Genomic DNA, 19,186 nt, shown 5'->3' with positions numbered 1-19,186 from the left:
CCTGTCATTCAATCGGTCTGCTGTTCCAACGTCTGGGCAAGCTCCTCATAGTGGCGCGCGGATCCCGCGTTCTTCTCGGCCGCATATTTGGCGCTGACGAGCCGCGCAGCCTTGGCCGCGATACGAAAGGCGTCTATCCTGTCCTGCGGATCGGGATCGGCTTGCCCGCCGATGTCGCCATCGCTGAAGCTGCCCGCCCTGTATCCATCGGCGAGATCGATGATCCCGATCTCGGGAATCCCGTCCTTCATCCTGCCGAAGAAGGCCGGTCCGGCCTTGTCGCCATCCCGGCGGCGCAGCATTCCTTCCCCCGACGCCTTGCCGTCGACGCAGGCGCCGATCCAGAAGGTTGGTCCGGCAGTCAGGGAAGCCGGCGCTACGAAGCTGCAATGGCTGCCCGGATCTTGCGACCATTCCCCGTCCTCGGGCGCCGCGCCGGCATGACGTGAATATAGAATGGTTGCGAGGACGAAGGGCGCAACAAGAGGCAAACGCCACACCCCGCTGAAAACTCTTCCTGCCGTCACTTTACGCCGCTCCCATTCACAATCATTCATTGCATTTGCCGTGAGAAGCCAATAGGCCAAGCCGGCGAGCAATGCATCATTGTCGACGGGACGGCAAGCGGTCGGGATCTCACAATCCGCCGGCCACGAACAAACAGTCTAGTTGTAACTGATCGTGTCGCTCACGCGCGGGCGAGTGAAGAAATGGTGGTCGAAGCTGTAGCCGTTCTGTCCGGTGAAGTTCGAGAAAAACGCCGACACCGGTGTCGTCAATGTGTATTGCACCCGCGTGAGCACCACCTGGACGCCGGTCTCCTGGATCTTCGCCGGTATGTCGATCGCGCTAGCCGTGCCGGAAGCAAGCGATGCGGTGTTGAACGCGGCGGACCAGTTGACGGTCGTCTTGCCGCTGTTGTCGACATCGTTGACCGTGACCGTGATTGTCAGCCCGGTGGTCTCATAGGGCTGCAGGATGAAGCTCGCGCCGGAAAGAAGCTTGGTGACGTCTGTCTTCGTCCAGGTGCTCTGCTGCGCGATCATGTCGCCTGTACTGGAAGCGATCTCGTCTATCTTGCGGCTGACGGTGAGGGCATGGCCGAGATCAACGGTGCCGAACAGCAGCATGACCAGGATCGGCAGCACCAGGGCGAATTCCACGCCGGAGGCGGCCGCGCGGTCGCGCCCAAATCGGCGGGCGGCGGATCGGGCGAGTCTCAGGAGGGCGAGGTTCCGTTTCATGATCATCTCAGAAGGGCTCATTGCGAAACAGAGCGGAGGACCCAAGGAGATAGCGGCCGTCCGAAAGCTTGGCGCTCGACAGGCTAAAGAAATTGACGGAGGCTGCCCACGGCAGAAACGCCTGCACCAGAATGTAATCGCTGCCCTTGCCGATATCATAAGTCTCGGTGACGGCGAGATTGCCGCTGTCGTCGATCGGATCGGCGCGAGTGGCGGACGACAGGTCGGAAAGCACGTTGACTTTGACGACGAGACCATTCGAGCAACTGAAGGACAGAAGCATGTCGTCGCAAATTTTGCTCTTGAAAGTGGCCAGTGTGATCTTCGATGACGCCACCTCGCCGGTACGGATCATCCGTGAGATTTTATGAACGGAAGCGTCCAGCGAGGAGTTGACGAAGAACATCAGCGACACTTCGATGACGCCGAAGATCATGATGAAGAGCGGCAGGGCCAGGATCGCAAATTCGATCGCAGCCACCCCCTTGCGATCGCCGAGCAGGCGGCGAAGCAGTGCAAAGCGGATTCTTGCGGTCATTGGGTCAGCCGGACGGAAGAGAGATATTGAGTGAAGAGCGCCGACAGGCCCGCTGTGATTTCCGTCGATGACGACGCCGATATGAACAGGCTCTTCGATGACGCACAGTCGCCAAGCGCGTAGGGGATATAATCGCGTCTCGTAATGCTGGTCGACACGCCACTGTCCATGGTGCCGCCCCAGGTGCTCGTCCAGTTGGCGCTTGCCATGGTCGAGCCGACGGTTGCATTGTAGCCCCAATCCGTCGTGATCGGCAGATATTCGGTGTAGAGCACGGCCATCGTGTTGGATTGATTTTTCAGATAGTCGCACCAAGCGGGGTTGAGCGGCGCTACCTTGTTCCAGTAGGCTCCATATTTCCTATCCTTCGTTACCTTGTCGGTCACCCATTCGCGTTGCGACTGGACACCGTCCGTCAATAGGAGAACCAGCTTGAGCGGCGAGCCCGAGGAGGTTCCGTCCCCTCCGGCGCCGACTTTCTGCTTGAGCGTCGCAAGTGAAACGTCGAAATAGGTGGCGGCCTTCGAGGTCGCGCTGGTGAGGCCGTAGCTGGCGTCGACGAGGCGGGTGCGCGCCGCATCCGTGCTCAGCGTCGGGGCGAGGACCTCCGAAAGCGTATCCCCCAGGCTGTATAGCCCGACCTTGATGCGTTCGTGATTCTCGTCGGATTCGTCGATCATGTCGAGCACTTCACGGACGGCGTCGCCGGCGACATCGGCGCGCAGCTTTATCTTCTTTTCCTTGCTGTAGTCATAATTGGTGGCGTATGTTTTCTTGCCGATGGTGTGTGAATCGCCTGTGTGGCAGGCGAACTGGCATTTGATGCCAGCATACATGGTCGACTGGCCGGACGTCGTTGCCGCCAGCAGCATCGACGGTGACGTGTCAATGACGATATAGACATTGAGATAGGACGTGGCTGGTCCCTTGACCGCGCTTGCCACGCTGACGGGAACGGTCTCGATGTTGGCGATCTTCATGAATGTCGTCGGAACAGTCCCGTTCGCCGTCGCCGTGATGTTGTGGTTCACGGTATCGATGTCGATATCGCCAAGCGTGTAGCTGTTGTCCACCTGCGCATGGAACCAGTCGGAGACCTTTTCCTTAAGAGCGTCGGTATCCTCGGTGTTGTTGATCTGCTTGACCGCGGCAATCAGGGCCGCGTCTAGATCGCTTTGCATCCTCTGCCGGACATTGTAGCTGCGGATATAGTCGAAGCTTGCGCCGACGGCGACGAGCATCGGCACGAGACTGAGGGCGACGACGATCGCGACGTTGCCGCCTCTGTCCCTTTCAAGACTACGGAGGGCGCCCGTAATTCGAGCAAGTGAGTATGAAAGAGCCGACTTCAAAAGACACCGTGACGCAAGACAAAAAATAGCAAAAGCAAGATGTATCTCGAAAACTTGAGGGTTTGTTAAATTCCCAATTTCCGGTAGAAGATGCACTGTCGGCACGCCGTTTGCTGCGCTTATTGGACATGGTTGCGAATTATGGATATTCGCTACGCTGTCGGCGCATGCGGAGGAGCCCCTCTCAGCGCTGCACCAGCAGGTCGTGCAGGCGTCTTTGAACCTCCTGCGAAGACATGTTCCTGTTATTGAAAAAGTCTCCCACCGCGGCAATCCCAGCCTTCCGACATCTGGGTCGGTACGGCCTGCGACTGGGCGCTGACTTCACCCTTCTTGGCCTTGATCATCTGCAATCCGAGCTTGCCGCAATGATCGAGCTCCGGACGAATCGACGTCGGTGCGGACCGGCGCCGCCCCGGTAGTTTTCGCGAGGCCGGCCGGCGCAGCAAGCATTCGGTTGCCGCAGAAGCCGGTTCCGGCTTGGCACAGAGATAACCTTGGGCGGTCTTGCATCCGGCGCTAAGCAGGAAAGCGCGCTGCACCTCGTCTTCAATGCCTTCGGCGACGCAGCGTTTGCCGAGTTGCGGGCGAGATCGATGACCGCCCTGATGATCTGCTCCGAGCGGACATCCTTGCCGATCTCGGCAACAAAGCTGCGGTCGATCTTGAGCTCGTCGAAAGGGAAATCGCGCAGATGCACGAGCGAGGGGAAGCCGCCGAAATCGTCGAGGGAGACCGAAACGCCATGCTCGCGGAACCGGGAGATGGTTTCGGCAATCTCGAGTCGCAGGCCGCAGGTGACCTGTCCGGCGCTGCAGACATTGATCAAATGCTTCAGGCACGCGCCCGAATTCGGAAGGTGTTGGATGAACTCGATAGATTGAACGGCGAGCTAAGCCATCTGATCATTGAAGGTTGATAGCGGGCGGCGGAATTCACCGGTCCCGCCGCTTGCCTCATGCACGGAAGAACCTCGCCGTCGGCGCGGGCAAGGTCGAGGCGATCAGCGCCGCCGTCTGGAATGCTTGATGATTTCGAGAAGGCATACGGCCTGCCTGCCTCGCGTTGCAGCGTCGAAGCAAGCGCGTGCTGATGCCGGATCTCACGATGTCTGGCGAAGGGCTGCGATGACGCGATCGCCCATGGAGGCGCAACGAGCGCCGTCGAAGGGAAACAGCGCAGAGAATGCGCCGGAGAGCTGTTTCTCGATCGACTGGCGCATCAGCTTGCGCGCCCGATGCAGCCGGGTCTTGGCGGTTTCAGGCTTGATGCCGAGATAGGATGCGGCCTCCTCGGTGCTCATGCCCTCGACCTCGCGCAGCACGAAGATGGCGCGAAATTCGTCCGGAAGGTCGTCGACGGCCTGTTCGAGAAGATGCCGCGCCTGGCTTCGCGACAGCTCGCTTTCCGGGTCGGTCGCGGAGAGCGAGGAGGGGAACTGGAGGACTTCGCCGCCCCGCGATGTCGTCTGCATGTCGATTTCCTCAAGCCCGGTGGTATTCTTTCGTGCGCGCACGCGGCCCAGCGCCTCGTTAAGCGTTATCCGGGTCAGCCATGTCGAAAGCTCGGCCTCGCCCCGGAATGTCGCCAGGTTGGTGAAGGCCTTGACATAGGCGGCTTGCACGACGTCTTCCGCTTCCCAATCGTTGCGGATGATGGCGCGCGCGGTGCGGAACAGGCGCTGATTGTGACGCTGGACAATGGCGCGGATGGCGGGCTCGTCACCCTGCTTTGCAAGGGACACGAGCTCGGCATCGGGGAGCGCTGATATATTCTGCCGGCGTTGCGCGACCGGAACCGCAATGGCTGTCATGCAAATCTCCGCATTGCTTTGGATCGGAGCCCGACCTTACGGCCGGACGTCCAGTTTGCCCGTCATGGCGGGATGAAAGCGGCAGTAGAAATCGACCGCTCCCGCCCGGCCGACCGTCATCCGCGCCTCCGATTTCGGCGGCAGATCGACATCGAAGCTCTTGTCGCGAGCCGTCGCCGTATGCCGGAATATATCATCGTTTCGCCAGACGATCACATCGCCGACATGCAGCTCGGCAGGCGGCGCACCGAATTTCATGCCTGCGATGGTGACCTGATATTCCGCCGCTGAGGCGACTCCGCTGCTTGTCCAGAGCAGCGCCAACAACAGCGGCGCCAATTTCATCAGCGATCCCATCGCGACCCTACTTGATCATCGAAGCGAGATGCTCGGCATGCGTCTGGTGTTGCTTGAACAGGGTTAGGCCCGTTTCCAGCAGCGATTTCAGTTCCTTGTTCTGAGCCGAAGGGATCAGCACCTTGGCAAGGGCATCGTTGACCGACTTGTGATAAGCGACTTCGTTTTCGACATAGGCCTTGTCGAAGGCTGCACCGTCGAGGGCGTCAAGCGTCTTCAGTTCCTTGCTCGCCTGGGTCGAGAGCGACTGGCTGATCTTGTTGTCCTCAGGCGTCACCTTCAGCTTCTTCACGAGGGCGAGCGCCTGGTCGTTGACGGCCTTGTGGTCGCGCTCCATGGTTTTGGCGAATTCGATGACCTCGGCATTTTTGCTCTTCTTCAACGCCTGCTCGGCGGCGGTGACATCGATCTGCCCCGCCGTATAGGCGATGTGGGCGATCTGAGGGTCGGTCGGCTTGGCGTCGGCGGCGATCGAGGCCGTGCCGAGCAATGCCGCGATGAAGGTTGCGCCGAGAATTCGCTTGAACATGATCTGTCTCCTATGTCGGATGAATGCGAGCATTGGATGCAGATCGATCGAAAAGGTTCCCGGATATTTTCGCAGAGGGAAATGGTTGCCTGTCGTGGGTTCAGTCTTCGCCGATGAAACGCTGAAGCACGATGGCATGATTGTGGGCCTGGTCTTTCGCCGCATAGAGAAGCGTGGCATCCGACTGCCCGATCCGGCGTTCGAGTTCCTCGACAACAGATGAATTCTCTTTGAGCTCGTCGCGGTAGCGGCGCTGGAACTCGCTCCATTTGGCGGGGTCGTGGCCGAACCATCGGCGCAGCGCCGGACTCGGCGCGATGTCCTTCAACCAGACATCGACGGCCGCCTCCTGCTTCTTCAAGCCGCGCGGCCACAGCCTGTCGACCAGAATACGCGTGCCGTCCTTGTCTTCTTTCGGCTCGTAGATTCGTTTGATGTGCAAGGCCATTTGCTCACCCGCTATGAAGGTAATTCAGAACGAATACGCCGATGCAGGATTTGGTTCCACTCACGGTTTATGGTTGCCACTTAGTCACACTGGACTGCCTCTGAGCTGTCATAATTGATTTTTCGCGTGCAACTGCGTCAACCGCTGCCGTTTCCAGATACGTTTAGGTCAGCGCCCCCTATGACTCACCGACAGGCGCATCACCTCGCATTAGGCCAAGCGATTTCAGGTCCTCCCACAGCTCGTGAGGGATATGTGTGTTCCGCCCGCGTTCGTTTGACGCCACTTGATCGATCGACTGGCCACCCGGGATGATAGAAACGACAGCCGGATGGAAGAGCGGAAAGTTGAGAGCCGCGTCTGAGAGGGCGACATTGTATTTCAGACAGACGTGCTCGATGCGCCCGACTTTATCGAGGATGTGTGACGGGGCGTCAGAGTAGTTATACTGCGCGCCAGCAACCGGGCCTGTCGCGAGTATGCCGGAATTATAGGGCCCGCCGAGCACGATGCCGATATTGCGGGCGACGCACAGGGGGAGAAAGGATTCCAACGCCTCCTGCTCGAGCAAAGTATATCGTCCAGCAAGAAGAAACAGATCGAAGTCGCCACGCTCGGCAAGCGTCTGGCACATCTCCCACTCGTTTATCCCGCCACCAATGGCTTTCACCACTCCCTGGTCGCGTAGTGAGGTCATCGCCTGATACCCACCGCTCATGAATTGCTCGACATAATGGTCACAGGCCGCCGGGGTGCCGTGATTGAAGACATCCAGATCGTGCACGAACAGGATATCGAAGCTGTCGAGCCCGGTGCGCTCGAAAGAGGCTTCGAAAGATCGCATGATGCCATCGTAGCTATAGTCAAAAACCTCTCGGCGATTGGGAGTATCGAAGAATTTGCCGATGCCGGTCCGCTGTTCGGGTCGGCAGACCTTGAGGAGCCGGCCGACTTTTGTCGACACGACGAAGTCTTTACGCTGTTTCGTTGCGAGGAAGCGGCCAACCCGCCTCTCTGCCAAGCCAAGTCCATAGAGCGGCGCGGTGTCGAAGTAGCGGATGCCGTATTGCCAGGCTGCATCCAATACCGCTGCCGCCTCCTCATCGGTTATCGCCTGATAAAGATTGCCGAGCGGCGCGGTGCCGAACCCCAATTCCGTAAAGGTAAGCCCGCCGTCTCCCCTGCGATCCCAATGTCGCGTCTTCATGTCAAGTACCCGCATCCCATTCGTTTACCGTTCGTGCCCGACACTGCATTCTAACCCATAACGCTTCTGGGTGGAATCGACGCTAAAATGACAAACCTTGGTCTGCGATGGCGTCTGCGATGGCCCGGGCAAGGGTGCCAACCCAGCGAGCATCCGTAGACGAGCGCGATATCCGGTGCATTAGCCGGTGAATGGCGCATCTAGCTGCCCGATTTAACGAAGCCCAAACCACTCTGTCGTATGACAGGGTTGTTACATGGTTTGGAAGGTGGATCCAACGCAGTGAATGGCATCTGGACGCAATTCGGCGGCAACCTTTCCTTCGTATCCCTGGCAATGTCGCTCTGGGCGCTCTTTTCGATTCAGTTTCAGCGCCGGTCCTTCATGCAGGAGAGGATCGCCTTCGGAATCATAGCCGGCGGCGCCTCCATCGGATCTATATTGCTGGCTGTTGAGTTTCATCCGGGCATCTATATCGATCTGCGATTTTCGCCGATTGCATTGGCCGGCATGTTCGGTGGGCCGATCGCTGCGGCTGTTGCGGCATCGCTGGCGATGGCCTTTCGCTTTGCCGTCGGCGGCACGGCGATGCTCGATGGGATCGTCACGATGGCTGCTGCCGCCGGCATCGGCGTGGCCGGTCATTTCTGGACCCGCAAGAGATCTCCGGTGCTCATGGACGTTGCGTTGCTGAGCCTCGCCCTTGGCGGCGCGCTGGTCGCATCGATGGCTCTGCTTCCCACTCTGGTGACGGCTCATGTGCTGGCCGGCGTCGGTTTTCCCCTGGCGGCTTTGAATTGTCTGGCGACCGTGCTGGGCGGCTTCGTGCTCTTGAAAACGCAGCAATGGGAGCTGGAACGCAGCATTTTGGTGACGGCATTTTCGCAGTCGCCCGACTATCTCTATGTGAAGGACCGAAACAGCCGGTTCATCACCGTCAATGAAAACATGACGCGCCTCTTCCGTTTCAGAACGACGGCGGAGATGACCGGATTGTCGGATTTCAATCTGATGTCGCAGCCGCTCGCTGAAGAATTGTATCATCTTGAGCAGCAGGTGATGGAGACAGGGACGCCGCTGATCGACTCCAACGAGCGGATCGAAGGCCGCTTCCTGCTCGCTTCCAAGGTGCCACTCAGGGACAAGCAGGGACGGATCATCGGTCTTGCGGGCGTGACGCGCGATGTGACCGAGCGCACAGCACTGGAGCGGGAGCTGCGCGAAAGCAAGAACCTGCTGTCGCATGCGATGGCGAACATGTCCGATGGCATCGCCATGTACAACAGCAAAGGCTTTCTTGTCTTTTGCAACGAACAGTACCGCAACGCCTTTCCGCTCTCCGGAGATGCCCGCGTTGTCGGCGCGCATATCAGCGACATCCTGCGCCGCGTCGTCGAAACCGGCGAGCGGCCTGCTATCGCAGAGGGTAATCTGGAAGAGTGGATCAAGACCGCCAGCGCGACCCTGCACAGCAATAAGGATGAGGAGATTCAGCTTCACAACGGTGATTGGCGCAGCATCCGCACACGGATTGCCGGAGACGGCACGGCGATGGCCGTCGTCTCGGACATCACAGCGACGAAACAGGCGGAAATCGCGCTCAGGCTGTCGGCGGAGCAATTGAAGAATCTTGCCGAGACCGACGGGCTCACCGGCATTGTCAATCGCCGCGCTTTCGACGAGGCCTTCGCACGTGAGACGGCGGGCAGCGCCAGGAAAAATACGCCTTTCAGCCTGCTGATGGTCGATATCGACCGCTTCAAAGCCTATAACGATACCTATGGCCATCCCGCCGGCGACCAATGCCTGCGCGTCGTCAGCAAGTGTCTGCGCCAGTCCGTCAGTCGGCCGGCAGACATCGTCGCGCGCTACGGCGGAGAGGAATTCGCCGTATTTCTTCCCGACACCAGCGCCAAGGGGGCGATGATTGTTGCCGAACAATTCGCGCGTCGCCTGGCCCAGGAGAATATCATTCATTCCGGCAGTGAGTTCGGCCGGGTCACCGCCAGCATCGGCATATCCTGCGCCACAGGCGCGACCCTGCGGACCAGCCCGAACCGGCTATTGGCAGAGGCCGACGCCGCGCTCTATGAGGCCAAGACGCAAGGTCGCAACCGTATTCTGGCGCATTCCCGCGAGAACGGGCATGCCCTGAAGGAAACCGGTTAGAAGCTACGCGCTTCAGCTCTCTCGATAGGTTTCTTCTATCGAGTCATCATTCGTACGCCCTTGATGTTTAGCGCCCTTCGTCAATACAGGGCGCATGGACACAAAATTCATTGGGAAGAAATCGGCGGCAGCCGGCGGCTGGGGCGCTCTGAAAAGCTGCGGCAAACAATTGCTGCAAAGCGGCATGCCGGTCTCGGGGGCGCGGACGATGCTGAAGGCGAACCAGCCGGACGGCTTCGATTGCCCGGGCTGCGCCTGGGGCGATCCGGAACACGGCTCGTCGTTCGAATTTTGTGAAAACGGCGTGAAGGCCGTCGCCTGGGAGGCGACGGAAAAGCGGGCGACCCCCGCCTTCTTCGCGGCGAATACGGTCTCTGAGCTTCGCCGGCTGTCGGATTACGAACTGGAACTCAACGGCCGCCTCACGCATCCGATGCGTTACGATGCTGCGAGCGACCGTTATCTGCCGGTGGCGTGGGAGGATGCTTTTGCCGAGATCGGCAGCATTCTGAAGGGCCTCGAGAATCCCAATCGGGCGGAGTTCTATACGTCCGGCCGCGCCAGTAACGAGGCTGCCTTCCTCTATCAGCTGTTCGTGCGCATCTTTGGCACCAACAATTTTCCCGATTGTTCCAACATGTGTCACGAGGCAAGTGGAATCGCGCTGAACCAGGCGATCGGCGTCGGCAAGGGCACCGTGCTTCTGGAGGACTTCGAGGAGGCCGATGCGATCTTTGTGATCGGCCAGAATCCCGGCACCAATCATCCCCGAATGCTCGGCGACCTGCGCCGGGCGGCGATGCGCGGCGCGCGGATCGTCGTTTTCAATCCGATCCGCGAGCGCGGGCTGGAGCGTTTCTCCGATCCGCAGGACAAGATCGAGATGCTGCGCGGCGGCGCGACCGATATCGCCGGCCTCTATCTGCAACCGCAGCTCGGCGGCGATATGGCCGCTGTGCGTGGAATGGCAAAAGCGGTGCTGGCCGCGGAAGCCGCTGCGGTTGCCGCCGGTCTGCCACCGGTTCTCGATCATGCATTCTTGGCCGAACATTGCGCCGGGTTTGCGCAATACCGGGCATTAGTCGAGGCGACGGCCTGGGCTGATATCGAAGACCAATCAGGACTGAGCCGACAGGAGGTCGAACAGGCGGCCGATGCCTATATCAGGGCCGAACGGGTCATCTGTACCTGGGCAATGGGAGTGACCCAGCACCTGCATTCGGTGGCGACGATCCGGGAGATCGCCAACTTCATGTTCCTGCGCGGCAATATTGGCAAGCCTGGCGCCGGTCTTTGCCCGGTTCGCGGCCATTCCAACGTCCAGGGTGACCGAACCGTCGGCATCAATGAAAGGCCTGCGGACGGTTTCCTCGATGCGCTGGAGAAGCATTTCGGCTTCTCCGTGCCTCGTGACCATGGCCACAATGTTCTTGCCGCGATCGGGGCGATGCTTGACGGCTCGGCCGAGGCCTTCATCGGGCTTGGCGGCAATTTTGCCCGTGCGACGCCCGACAGCGCACTGGTCGAAAAAGCGCTTCGCCAGCTGAAGCTGACGGTGCACATCGCCACCAAACCCAATCATTCACATCTGATGCCCGGCGAGGCGTCCTTCATTCTGCCCTGCCTCGGGCGTACCGAGATGGATCTGAACGCTGCCGGCAACTCTCAACTCGTCAGTGTCGAAGATTCGATGAGCATGGTGCATGGATCAGCCGGCATCAACCGTCCGGCCTCGCCGCATCTCCTCTCTGAGGTCGCCATCATTGCCGGCATTGCGCAGGCAACGGTCGGCTCCTCCGTGGCCGACTGGGCAGAACTGGCCGACGACTACGACCGCATCCGCGATCATATCGAGGCGACCATTCCCGGCTTTGAAAACTACAATGCCCGCCTGCGCAAGCCGCGCGGTTTCCATCTGCGCAACCCGGCCGCCCATCGGGAGTGGCAGACGCCGGCAGGCAGGGCATCATTCTCTTGCCAGCCGCTTCCTGCGGAGACCGTGCACCAGCGTACGCGAAGGGGCGAGGGGCGTTTCGCTCTGCAGACGTTCCGGTCGCATGACCAATACAATACGACGGTCTATGGTCTCGATGACCGATATCGCGGTGTCTACGGAGAGCGGCAGGTCATCTTCATTCATCCGGCGGATCTGAAGGCGATGAATGCCGAGGCCGGTGACCGTGTCGACGTGATCGGCGATCACGATGACGGCATCGAGCGTATCGCGCGGGATTTCCGCTTCGTGCCCTATGATATTCCGCAGGGCAGCATTGCTGGCTATTACCCGGAACTGAACGTGCTCGTGCCGCTTGGCAGCGCCGGCGAGGAAAGCGATACGCCGACCTCGAAATCGATCATGGTTTCGTTGCGCAAGCGAGACGCCGCGTGAGCAACGAGGCTATCGGCGCAGACCGGTTTCTTGCCCTTGTCGCTGCGGCGCAGGATAGGGGCATCGGATTGACCTCGATACAGGCTGGTCTGCTCGTCGCCGCCGAGCTCGGGATCGCGTCCGACAGCCGCTCCTTTGCGCGCATGCTGGGGATCGCGCATGCCCTTGTGTTGCGGGATCTCGGCGCGCTGGCGGAGCGTGGTGATATGCTTGAGATCGTCAAGCGGGATCCGAGGACGATGCGAGTGCACTACAGGTTGGCCGTGCCTTAAAAGACAGAGGGCGCAAAGAGCGAAGCTGAAAGATCGCGGTGCGCTTCAGATGCAAGTTACCGGCGGCCCATGCGCTTTCTCGTATCGGAGGGGTATTCGCCATATGTCGCCTTGTAGACCGCGGAAAAGCGGCCGAAATGAAAGAATCCCCATTTGAGACAGATGGCCTTCATCGTCTCCCTGCACTCGGGATCGAGCAGATCCCGGCGCGCTGCGCGCAGACGAAGCGTCAGCAGGTAAGCGGCGGGGGACGTTCCCTTGAATGCGCGGAAACCGGTTTCGAGCGCTCTGCTGGAGACGCCGGCCGCTTCCGCCACCTTCGGCATGGTGATCGGCTGATCGATATTGGCCTGCATGAACTCGATCGCCCTGCGTACATGCTTCGGAGCAATCAGAGCGGTTCCCTTTTCAAGGAAATGCGACAGGCGGTGCGGCACCATGCGCACGACGAGATCGGCGAGCGCCTGCGTCATGTGCGCCATGGCGATCGGCGACTGCAGCAGCGGGCCGTTGTCGCGCATCCCTGATATGATCGTTTCGGTAAGGTTGCCGATCGTCCGGCCGGCCGGCGTCGACAGATCCAGTTCGGGCAGAAGGTCGAGCGAGCCGCTGAACGGCATTTCGAACGTCTGGCCGATCGTCTGGAGGATGACGGGCCAGTTGATCAGCAACTCGTCGATGACATTGCCTTGCCCGTGCATGAGAACGCTGTCGGGTTCGAAATTATTGTAGAGAAGCAGTTTGCCTTGCCCGGCCTCGGCCTTGCGCGCCCCATAGGTAACTCCCATGCCGCCGCGGCGCGGCACCACGAGCGACAGATACTCTGCCGTGTTGACGGTCGGCTCGACGTTGAATTGGAACTCCGCCTCGTGATAGCCCGTCAGCAGAACGGCGGTCTCGGCCACCGAAAAATCCAATCCCCAGTGGAAGTCCTTGGCGCGGCCGACAGGCTCGGCATCAAACGCGCCGAAAGCGCCGCCGAGGGTTTCCACCATATTGTCGAAAGACGAACCGTGGAATCGGAAGGAGAATGGCTGAGCGCTGTTTTCCGTCATACTTTCCCCCTTTATTTGATCTGCCGCCGGACACGGCGGGATGCCTCGGCCGCATCGTCGGCGTGGGCGTCGCCGAGCTCATCTTTCTCCTCGCGCCTTTCAGGATCCGATGCAGGGCATCATGGACGAGGCGTGGCCGTATATTAGCGAATAAGAGGCGAAAGCGCAGTAAGGCGGCAGCGAAGCGGGCAGATTTCAAGGTGATGCGGGCGTCGGTACCGCTGGATAACGCAAGCCGGTGCGGGCCGAGCCTGAGCATGGCCGGCGTCCGAAATACAAACCTTTTAAATGCCTTATCTAAAAATCCCATCTGGCGGATCTTCCTAGCCGGTCGGCAGGAACTGACAGAAGCGGCAGCACTTGGCAAGGTCGCGGGGCTGCTGCTTTGATGGTAGTCCGGTGATGAAACGTTTAGCCATCCTGCGCAGATGGCGCGTTGGGGTGCGCCATCCGAAAGTCGCCTGCCGAAGGTTCTAAAGTGGACCGCTCGAGATAGCCTTCGGCAGGCTGACAGGCAGTTGGCATACGCACGGGATGGGGTGCGTATGGATGTAATCCCCTTCCACCATTTTGGGGGTGATCGATGGAGGGGAGCTTCCGGACCGTAAGCCATCATGGCTCCGGTCGGATCTACTTTAGTGTTCCGTAGCGATGGAGCAATTGTCGGGCACCGATATTGTCGGCCAATCGGCTTTTCGTGACGCAGTCTGGACTGGTCCTGCGCAAAACGTATAGGCTTGGCGCTGTCTGCCCCTTCTTTTCAAGGCACGGGATCAAAGCTTCAAATCCGACTCACCGGCCAGAAATGAGGGACCACGCTGCAGTCGCCGGGACGAAAATTCCGCGGGTCAGTATGGCGGGATGAACCTGCATCGGCTCAACCACGATCATCCCGGCGCCGTCGATGGCGCGCCGGCGTGACGTGCTGGTCACGCGGCACGCCGTTCTCGGCCGTGTTTGCGGGATGCGCGCCGAAGACGATCCTGTTGCCCAAGCTGCGCCCGCGCAAACTGACGGGCGAAAACAGACGCGGAAAAAGCTTCGACATGGTGGTCCCTCAGGCAGCCGGCTTGCCCGTTGCAGTGCGTGTGACGCGCCGAACGTCAATGTCGCCGGGCAACCGAGAGGCGTACCTGGAGCTTCAGAGCGCCACTGAAAGGGCACTGTCGCGCTGGGGAGCCACCTCCTGCGAATTCACCATTGCGCCTGCGAGCTGGCGGAAGGTGACGAGGCCCAAGGTTTCTCCCGACGGGGAAACCACCCTGGCATTGTCGTCCGGCGTCGAGGCCAGCATCCGGACGGCCTCTTCGACCGTCGTGCCGGCTGCGATCGTCGGCCCGTTTGCCGCCGCGGCGGAATGGAGCGGCGTCATGACGGCTTCGACATGGACGACCCGGCCGCGGTTGACCTCCTTGACGAAGTTGGCGATGTAGTCGTCCGCAGGGCGCAGCACGATATCTTGGCTGGTGCCCTGCTGGATGACCTCGCCGTCGCGCAGGATCGCGATCTGATCGCCCAGCCGCAAAGCCTCGTCGAGATCGTGGGTGATGAAGACGATGGTCTTCTTGATCTCCTTCTGAATGTCGAGAAGGACCGTCTGCATGTCGGTGCGGATCAAAGGGTCGAGGGCCGAATAGGCCTCGTCCATCAGAAGCACCGGTGCGTCGTTGGAGAGCGCCCGCGCCAGACCGACGCGCTGCTGCATGCCGCCGGAAAGCTGATTGGGGTATTTCTGCTCGAAGCCCTTCAGCCCGACGCGCTCGATCCAGCGCATAGCGACGTCGACGGCTTTTGCGCGCTCCATGCCCTGCACTTCGAGACCGAACATGGTGTTGTCGAGAACGTTGCGGTGCGGCAGAAGCGCGAACTTCTGGAAGACCATAGCCGTCTGCTGCCGGCGGAACGTCCGCAATTCTGTTTCGTTCATCTTAACGACATCGACGCCGTCGACGAGCACCTCGCCGGCAGTTGGGTCGATCAGCCGGTTGATATGGCGGATCAGCGTCGACTTGCCCGATCCCGAAAGGCCCATGACGACCTGGATGCAGCCGGAGGGCATCTCGAGATTGATATCCCGGAGGCCGAGCACGTGACCGTACTTCTGGTTGAGCTCGGTCTTCGTCAGACCCTTCTGAACCGCATTGACATGGGCGGCGGGGTTGGGCCCAAAGATCTTGTAGAGGTTGCGGATCTTGATACCGCCGAAATGATTCTCAGCCATGGACAGTCTCCCGATGCTTCTGGAGCCTTTTGCCATATGCCTGGCTGACCCGGTCGAAGATGATGGCGATGCCGACAATGGCAAGGCCGTTGAAAATGCCCAGCGTGAAGTACTGGTTGGCGATTGCCTTGAGTACCGGCTGGCCGAGGCCCTGGACGCCGATCATGGAAGCGATGACCACCATGGCGAGCGCCATCATGATCGTCTGGTTGATGCCGGCCATGATGGTGGGGAGCGCCAGTGGCAGCTGCACCTTGAAAAGCTTCTGCGCTCTGGAGGTGCCGAAGGCATCTGCGGCCTCGAGCACGTCCTTGTCGACGAGCCGGATGCCGAGATCGGTGAGCCGGATCATCGGCGGGATCGCGTAGATGACGACGGCGATCAGACCGGGCACCTTGCCGATGCCGAGCAGCATGACGACGGGGATGAGATAGACGAAGCTCGGCATCGTCTGCATCACGTCGAGGATCGGATTGACGATGCGCTGCAGCCGGTCGGAGCGCGCCATCAGGATCCCGATCGGAATGCCGATAGCGATGGAAAGCACCGTGCAGACGAAGATCATCGAGACCGTCCGCATCGTGTCGTCCCACATGTCGAAATAGCCGATCAGCATCAGGGTCACCAGACAGCCGGCAACGATCTTCAAGCTGCGGCTCGCAAACCAGGCAATGACCAGGATGATCAGGGTAATGATCGGCCACGGCGTTTGCGTCATGAATCGCTCGGCAGCGATGAGGAAGTGCTGCAGCGGGACGAAGAGGCTTTCGATGCCGTCGCCATAGCTGCGCGTAAATCCGCGAAAGCCGTCATCGATCGCTTTCTTCAGGTTGCGAAGCGCGTCGTCGTTCATGTGCGGGAATTTATAAAACCATTCCATCTCGGTTCCCCTTTCGTCAAACAGCCGTGGCAGTCTTTTGATTTTGTCGGCGCGTGAGAAGCGGTGCGCTTTTGGCGCACCGCAATTTTGGCTTAGAGAGCAGCTTCGATCTTCTTGGCTGCCTCAGGCGAGACCCACTTGGTCCAAATGTCCTTGTTTTCTTCCAGGAAGTGCTTGGCGCCGTCTTCGCCGGTCGCCTGATTGTCCGTCATCCAAGCCATCAGCTTGTTGACGGTGTCGTTGCTCCAGGAGCGCTTCTTCAGATAGTCCATGACCTCAGGCCCAACCTTTTCGGAGAAAGGCTTGGCAACGAGAGTCACGACGTGATCGACTGGCCATGCCGCCGGCTTCGGATCGGGGCAGTCGGCAACCGTGATGCAGCGCTTCCATTCGGCAGCATCTTCCGGCACGCCGGCTTCGAGCTTGACCATCTGATACTTGCCGAGCAGCGCGGTCGGAGCCCAGTAATAGCCGACCCAGCCTTCCTTGCGCTCGTAGGCCTTGGCGATCGAACCGTCGAGACCGGCGGCAGAGCCGGTGTCGACGAGGGTGAAGCCCGCCTTTTCGGCATCAAACGCCTTGTAGAGCTGCGAGGTGACGACCGTGCCGCCCCAGCCCTGCGGGCCGTTGACGATGGCGCCCTTCTTCGCGTCTTCCGGATCGGGGAAGAGTTCCGGATGCTTCAGCGCATCGCCGATGGTCTTGATGTCGGGATGGGCGTCGGCGAGATATTTCGGTATCCACCAGCCCTGTACGCCGCCATCCGGCAGCGGCGAGCCGACTTGCACGATGCGGCCTTCTTCCGTGCCTTTCTTGACGACATCCGGCAGCAGATCGATCCAGGCTTCCGGGGCGATATCAGGCTGACCCTTTTCGGCCATGGAGGTGATCGTCGGGACGGTGTCGCCGACGGTGATGTCGGCGCTGCAGCCATAACCTTCGTTCAGGATGAACTTGTCCAGGTTGGAGAGAACTTCGGCGCTCTGCCAGTTCATGCTGGCGATGGTGACGCTGCCACAATCGGCGGCGCTGGCGAAAGACGCGCCGCCGAGCAGGCCGAACGTCAAACATGTCGATGCGAGTAGTTTCTTCATTCTCGTTCCCTCTATTTAGCGGCTGATGTGGCTAGGCGGGGTGCCGCAGTACCCGCCCTCAACGGTCGTCAGGAAGCGTCTCCCATACTCACCGATTTCTTGAATGCTGCCGATAGTCCGTTTGCAACAGCAGCGTCGAACCCGGCGGCGCGCATACCTTCGATGGCTGCCGCGGTGGTGCCGCGATAGTCGAGAAAGGTTTGAACGACGTCGTCGGGACAGTCGTTGCGGCGCTCCAGTAGCCGGCCGGTGCCTGATATCACCGTATTGACGGCGCGGCGCGCAACATCGGCCGGCAGGCCGCGGGCGACCGCATCGCGCATCATGGCGGCGGCGAGCAGCGCCGGGAATGCCGGCCCGGAGCCGGAAAGGCCTGTGAGATAATCGATGTCGCTTTCGCTTGCGACCTCGTCCTCAGATCCGCAGGTTTCGAAGATCGCGCGGACGACGGCCCGATCGTCGCTAGTGATGTCGTTCGAACCGATCCAGGGGGTATAGGATTTCCCCACTTCGGCGGCGGCATTCGGCAGGGCGCGGACAACGCGGCCTGTCTTGTGGCGCTCCGAAAGGACGCCCAGGCGAATGCCGGCCATGACCGAAACCACGAGCTTGTCGGAAGCATCGAGCGCGAACGGATACCAGTCATCGGGGCGGATGGAGAGAAGGATCACATCGGAGCGGTCGGCAAGTTCCTGACTGTCGGTGGTCCAGAAGGAATCCGGGAAACGGTCGGACTGCCGGCTGCGATAGGAGAGGCAGAGATTTCGAGGGTCGACCAGGCCGGAATCGAGGATTGAGCCGGCAATGGCCCCACCGAGCCAGCCCCCACCACCAATAATACCAATCCTCAAGGAAACGCTCATCTCGGCTTCCTCAGCCGGGCCTATAGCTATGCCGCGCGAAGAAGCGATCGAGCTCCCTCTGCTGCGGCACTTCGCCCGTGTAGATCGCAATATATTCCGGAATCCGTTTCATGCGGATGGCGAGTTCCTCCTTCGACTGCATGGAGATATAGCCGATCTGAACGAGATAAGTTGTCCGCGCTCTGACATCTGATGTCGTTTCTGGTACCCCGAACCGCATAAACATTCGTTTAAGCGCCTCCAGCCGGATCTGATCGGCCTTGTGGACCTCGGCCAGAAGCTCGTCCGACTGCAGCGCCCAACTGCGCACGGCAAATTCGAACTTGGCGTCGAAGAGATCGGTGTTCAGCCAGCAATCGAAAACGTTGAGCATCGCTTCAGCCAGCGACTCCGCATAGGCTTCGGACTGCTTGACGATATTGCCGGTGTTTTTATCGCGCCAACGCGCCACCAGCGCGCTCAACAGTTCCTCCCGATCCTTGAAAAACCAGTAGAAGCTCGTTCGCGAGAGATTGAGCTTCTTTGCGAGCGGCAGAATTTTCACCGATTCCACGCCGGATTCCAGCAGTGACTGGTAGGCTGCTTCCAGCCAACCCTCCTGCGATCCGCGCCAGCCGGTGTCGTTCAAAGCCTGGTCCATGCATCATCTCCTATCAACTTCCGCGGCTTGGCACAAGAAAAATGTACATTAGTGTCGATAACAATGACCTTCATGTTTTCAATGTTGACACATATGTACATTGCCCTTAGCGTTT

Annotated in this window: 19 protein-coding genes and 2 pseudogenes; 4 read left to right on the top strand and 17 right to left on the bottom strand. The window is 60.0% G+C overall.

Annotation, left to right across the window (positions count from 1 at the left end):
- Positions 1-8 precede the first annotated feature (8 nt).
- The 5 genes and pseudogenes from AMK00_RS29550 to AMK00_RS32340 all read right to left on the bottom strand — a co-directional run.
- The gene (locus tag AMK00_RS29550) at positions 9-557 is read right to left on the bottom strand and encodes a hypothetical protein (RefSeq protein WP_170965817.1); all 549 of its coding nucleotides are present in this window, start codon (positions 555-557) and stop codon (positions 9-11) included.
- Positions 558-665: 108 nt separating this feature from the next.
- A complete protein-coding gene (locus tag AMK00_RS29545; RefSeq protein ID WP_064812877.1) occupies positions 666-1,250 on the bottom strand; it encodes a TadE/TadG family type IV pilus assembly protein in 585 nt (194 codons plus the stop codon).
- A gap of 1 nt (position 1,251) precedes the next feature.
- Positions 1,252-1,782, bottom strand: coding sequence for a TadE/TadG family type IV pilus assembly protein (locus AMK00_RS29540; protein ID WP_064812874.1), 531 nt, complete (start codon positions 1,780-1,782; stop codon positions 1,252-1,254).
- Entirely contained in the window at positions 1,779-3,134 is a 1,356-nt protein-coding gene (locus tag AMK00_RS29535) for a TadE/TadG family type IV pilus assembly protein (protein WP_064812872.1), read from the bottom strand. Before AMK00_RS29535 ends, AMK00_RS29540 begins: the two co-directional genes overlap by 4 nt.
- A gap of 428 nt (positions 3,135-3,562) precedes the next feature.
- Positions 3,563-3,915: pseudogene (locus AMK00_RS32340) on the bottom strand (EAL domain-containing protein); the annotation flags it as partial.
- On the opposite strand from AMK00_RS32340, the gene AMK00_RS32790 reads away from it, so the two are divergent.
- Positions 3,829-4,053, top strand: a complete 225-nt coding sequence (locus tag AMK00_RS32790; RefSeq protein ID WP_167377219.1) for a hypothetical protein — start codon at positions 3,829-3,831, stop codon at positions 4,051-4,053. The pseudogene AMK00_RS32340 and the gene AMK00_RS32790 sit on opposite strands and share 87 nt — an antisense overlap.
- 183 nt (positions 4,054-4,236) lie before the next feature.
- Here AMK00_RS32790 and AMK00_RS29525 read toward each other — a convergent pair whose 3' ends face one another.
- The 5 genes from AMK00_RS29525 to AMK00_RS29505 all read right to left on the bottom strand — a co-directional run bounded on the left by AMK00_RS29525 (position 4,237) and on the right by AMK00_RS29505 (position 7,488).
- Positions 4,237-4,947 (bottom strand): RNA polymerase sigma factor, encoded by a 711-nt coding sequence (locus tag AMK00_RS29525; RefSeq protein ID WP_064812868.1) that lies wholly within the window; start codon positions 4,945-4,947, stop codon positions 4,237-4,239.
- Between the two features lie 36 nt (positions 4,948-4,983).
- Positions 4,984-5,304, bottom strand: coding sequence for a cupredoxin domain-containing protein (locus tag AMK00_RS29520; protein ID WP_064812866.1), 321 nt, complete (start codon positions 5,302-5,304; stop codon positions 4,984-4,986).
- Between the two features lie 7 nt (positions 5,305-5,311).
- Positions 5,312-5,833, bottom strand: a complete 522-nt coding sequence (locus AMK00_RS29515) for a DUF4142 domain-containing protein (RefSeq protein ID WP_064807790.1) — start codon at positions 5,831-5,833, stop codon at positions 5,312-5,314.
- A 100-nt stretch (positions 5,834-5,933) separates the two neighbouring features.
- Entirely contained in the window at positions 5,934-6,281 is a 348-nt protein-coding gene (locus AMK00_RS29510) for a DUF488 domain-containing protein (RefSeq protein ID WP_064812864.1), read from the bottom strand.
- A 178-nt stretch (positions 6,282-6,459) separates the two neighbouring features.
- Entirely contained in the window at positions 6,460-7,488 is a 1,029-nt protein-coding gene (locus AMK00_RS29505) for an aldo/keto reductase (RefSeq protein WP_064813215.1), read from the bottom strand.
- A 240-nt stretch (positions 7,489-7,728) separates the two neighbouring features.
- Here AMK00_RS29505 and AMK00_RS29500 point away from each other — a divergent pair, with 240 nt between their 5' ends.
- The 3 genes from AMK00_RS29500 to AMK00_RS29490 all read left to right on the top strand — a co-directional run bounded on the left by AMK00_RS29500 (position 7,729) and on the right by AMK00_RS29490 (position 12,318).
- Positions 7,729-9,657, top strand: a complete 1,929-nt coding sequence (locus tag AMK00_RS29500) for a diguanylate cyclase (protein ID WP_064812862.1) — start codon at positions 7,729-7,731, stop codon at positions 9,655-9,657.
- A gap of 94 nt (positions 9,658-9,751) precedes the next feature.
- The gene (locus AMK00_RS29495) at positions 9,752-12,046 is read left to right on the top strand and encodes an FdhF/YdeP family oxidoreductase (RefSeq protein ID WP_064812860.1); all 2,295 of its coding nucleotides are present in this window, start codon (positions 9,752-9,754) and stop codon (positions 12,044-12,046) included.
- Entirely contained in the window at positions 12,043-12,318 is a 276-nt protein-coding gene (locus AMK00_RS29490) for a hypothetical protein (RefSeq protein WP_064812858.1), read from the top strand. The genes AMK00_RS29495 and AMK00_RS29490 overlap by 4 nt, the downstream gene beginning before the upstream one ends.
- 56 nt (positions 12,319-12,374) lie before the next feature.
- Here AMK00_RS29490 and AMK00_RS29485 read toward each other — a convergent pair whose 3' ends face one another.
- The 7 genes and pseudogenes from AMK00_RS29485 to AMK00_RS29460 form a co-directional block, all read right to left on the bottom strand.
- A complete protein-coding gene (locus AMK00_RS29485) occupies positions 12,375-13,373 on the bottom strand; it encodes an AraC family transcriptional regulator (RefSeq protein ID WP_011428719.1) in 999 nt (332 codons plus the stop codon).
- A 790-nt stretch (positions 13,374-14,163) separates the two neighbouring features.
- A pseudogene (locus AMK00_RS31685) lies at positions 14,164-14,421 on the bottom strand (FAD-dependent oxidoreductase); the annotation flags it as partial.
- A 93-nt stretch (positions 14,422-14,514) separates the two neighbouring features.
- Positions 14,515-15,594 carry a quaternary amine ABC transporter ATP-binding protein gene (locus AMK00_RS29480; protein ID WP_064812856.1) on the bottom strand — a complete coding sequence of 360 codons (1,080 nt, stop codon included), beginning with the start codon at positions 15,592-15,594 and terminating at the stop codon, positions 14,515-14,517.
- Positions 15,587-16,474 carry an ABC transporter permease gene (locus AMK00_RS29475; protein WP_064812854.1) on the bottom strand — a complete coding sequence of 296 codons (888 nt, stop codon included), beginning with the start codon at positions 16,472-16,474 and terminating at the stop codon, positions 15,587-15,589. Before AMK00_RS29475 ends, AMK00_RS29480 begins: the two co-directional genes overlap by 8 nt.
- A 92-nt stretch (positions 16,475-16,566) precedes the next feature.
- Positions 16,567-17,568 (bottom strand): ABC transporter substrate-binding protein, encoded by a 1,002-nt coding sequence (locus AMK00_RS29470; RefSeq protein WP_064812852.1) that lies wholly within the window; start codon positions 17,566-17,568, stop codon positions 16,567-16,569.
- A 68-nt stretch (positions 17,569-17,636) separates the two neighbouring features.
- On the bottom strand, positions 17,637-18,431 hold the full coding sequence (locus AMK00_RS29465; RefSeq protein WP_064812850.1) for a pyrroline-5-carboxylate reductase family protein: 795 nt from the start codon (positions 18,429-18,431) through the stop codon (positions 17,637-17,639).
- Between the two features lie 10 nt (positions 18,432-18,441).
- Positions 18,442-19,071, bottom strand: a complete 630-nt coding sequence (locus tag AMK00_RS29460; protein ID WP_064812848.1) for a TetR/AcrR family transcriptional regulator — start codon at positions 19,069-19,071, stop codon at positions 18,442-18,444.
- Between the last annotated feature and the right edge of the window lie 115 nt (positions 19,072-19,186).

The sequence above is a fragment of the Rhizobium sp. N621 genome, assembly GCF_001664325.1.
In the GTDB taxonomy this organism is placed as follows: Bacteria; Pseudomonadota; Alphaproteobacteria; order Rhizobiales; family Rhizobiaceae; genus Rhizobium; species Rhizobium esperanzae.
The sequence above is the reverse complement of the archived record's forward strand: the minus strand, read 5'-3'. Positions and strand labels throughout refer to the sequence as shown.

Coding starts and splice junctions, on each gene's coding strand:
- AMK00_RS29505 (WP_064813215.1), bottom strand. CDS start 7,488: ATGAAGACGCGACATTGGGATCGCAGGGGAGACGGCGGGCTTACCTTT.
- AMK00_RS29460 (WP_064812848.1), bottom strand. CDS start 19,071: ATGGACCAGGCTTTGAACGACACCGGCTGGCGCGGATCGCAGGAGGGT.
- AMK00_RS29495 (WP_064812860.1), top strand. CDS start 9,752: ATGGACACAAAATTCATTGGGAAGAAATCGGCGGCAGCCGGCGGCTGG.
- AMK00_RS29550 (WP_170965817.1), bottom strand. CDS start 557: ATGAATGATTGTGAATGGGAGCGGCGTAAAGTGACGGCAGGAAGAGTT.
- AMK00_RS29515 (WP_064807790.1), bottom strand. CDS start 5,833: ATGTTCAAGCGAATTCTCGGCGCAACCTTCATCGCGGCATTGCTCGGC.
- AMK00_RS29540 (WP_064812874.1), bottom strand. CDS start 1,782: ATGACCGCAAGAATCCGCTTTGCACTGCTTCGCCGCCTGCTCGGCGAT.
- AMK00_RS32790 (WP_167377219.1), top strand. CDS start 3,829: ATGCACGAGCGAGGGGAAGCCGCCGAAATCGTCGAGGGAGACCGAAAC.
- AMK00_RS29520 (WP_064812866.1), bottom strand. CDS start 5,304: ATGGGATCGCTGATGAAATTGGCGCCGCTGTTGTTGGCGCTGCTCTGG.
- AMK00_RS29470 (WP_064812852.1), bottom strand. CDS start 17,568: ATGAAGAAACTACTCGCATCGACATGTTTGACGTTCGGCCTGCTCGGC.
- AMK00_RS29480 (WP_064812856.1), bottom strand. CDS start 15,594: ATGGCTGAGAATCATTTCGGCGGTATCAAGATCCGCAACCTCTACAAG.
- AMK00_RS29545 (WP_064812877.1), bottom strand. CDS start 1,250: ATGATCATGAAACGGAACCTCGCCCTCCTGAGACTCGCCCGATCCGCC.
- AMK00_RS29475 (WP_064812854.1), bottom strand. CDS start 16,474: ATGGAATGGTTTTATAAATTCCCGCACATGAACGACGACGCGCTTCGC.
- AMK00_RS29525 (WP_064812868.1), bottom strand. CDS start 4,947: ATGACAGCCATTGCGGTTCCGGTCGCGCAACGCCGGCAGAATATATCA.
- AMK00_RS29510 (WP_064812864.1), bottom strand. CDS start 6,281: ATGGCCTTGCACATCAAACGAATCTACGAGCCGAAAGAAGACAAGGAC.
- AMK00_RS29500 (WP_064812862.1), top strand. CDS start 7,729: ATGACAGGGTTGTTACATGGTTTGGAAGGTGGATCCAACGCAGTGAAT.
- AMK00_RS29465 (WP_064812850.1), bottom strand. CDS start 18,431: ATGAGCGTTTCCTTGAGGATTGGTATTATTGGTGGTGGGGGCTGGCTC.
- AMK00_RS29485 (WP_011428719.1), bottom strand. CDS start 13,373: ATGACGGAAAACAGCGCTCAGCCATTCTCCTTCCGATTCCACGGTTCG.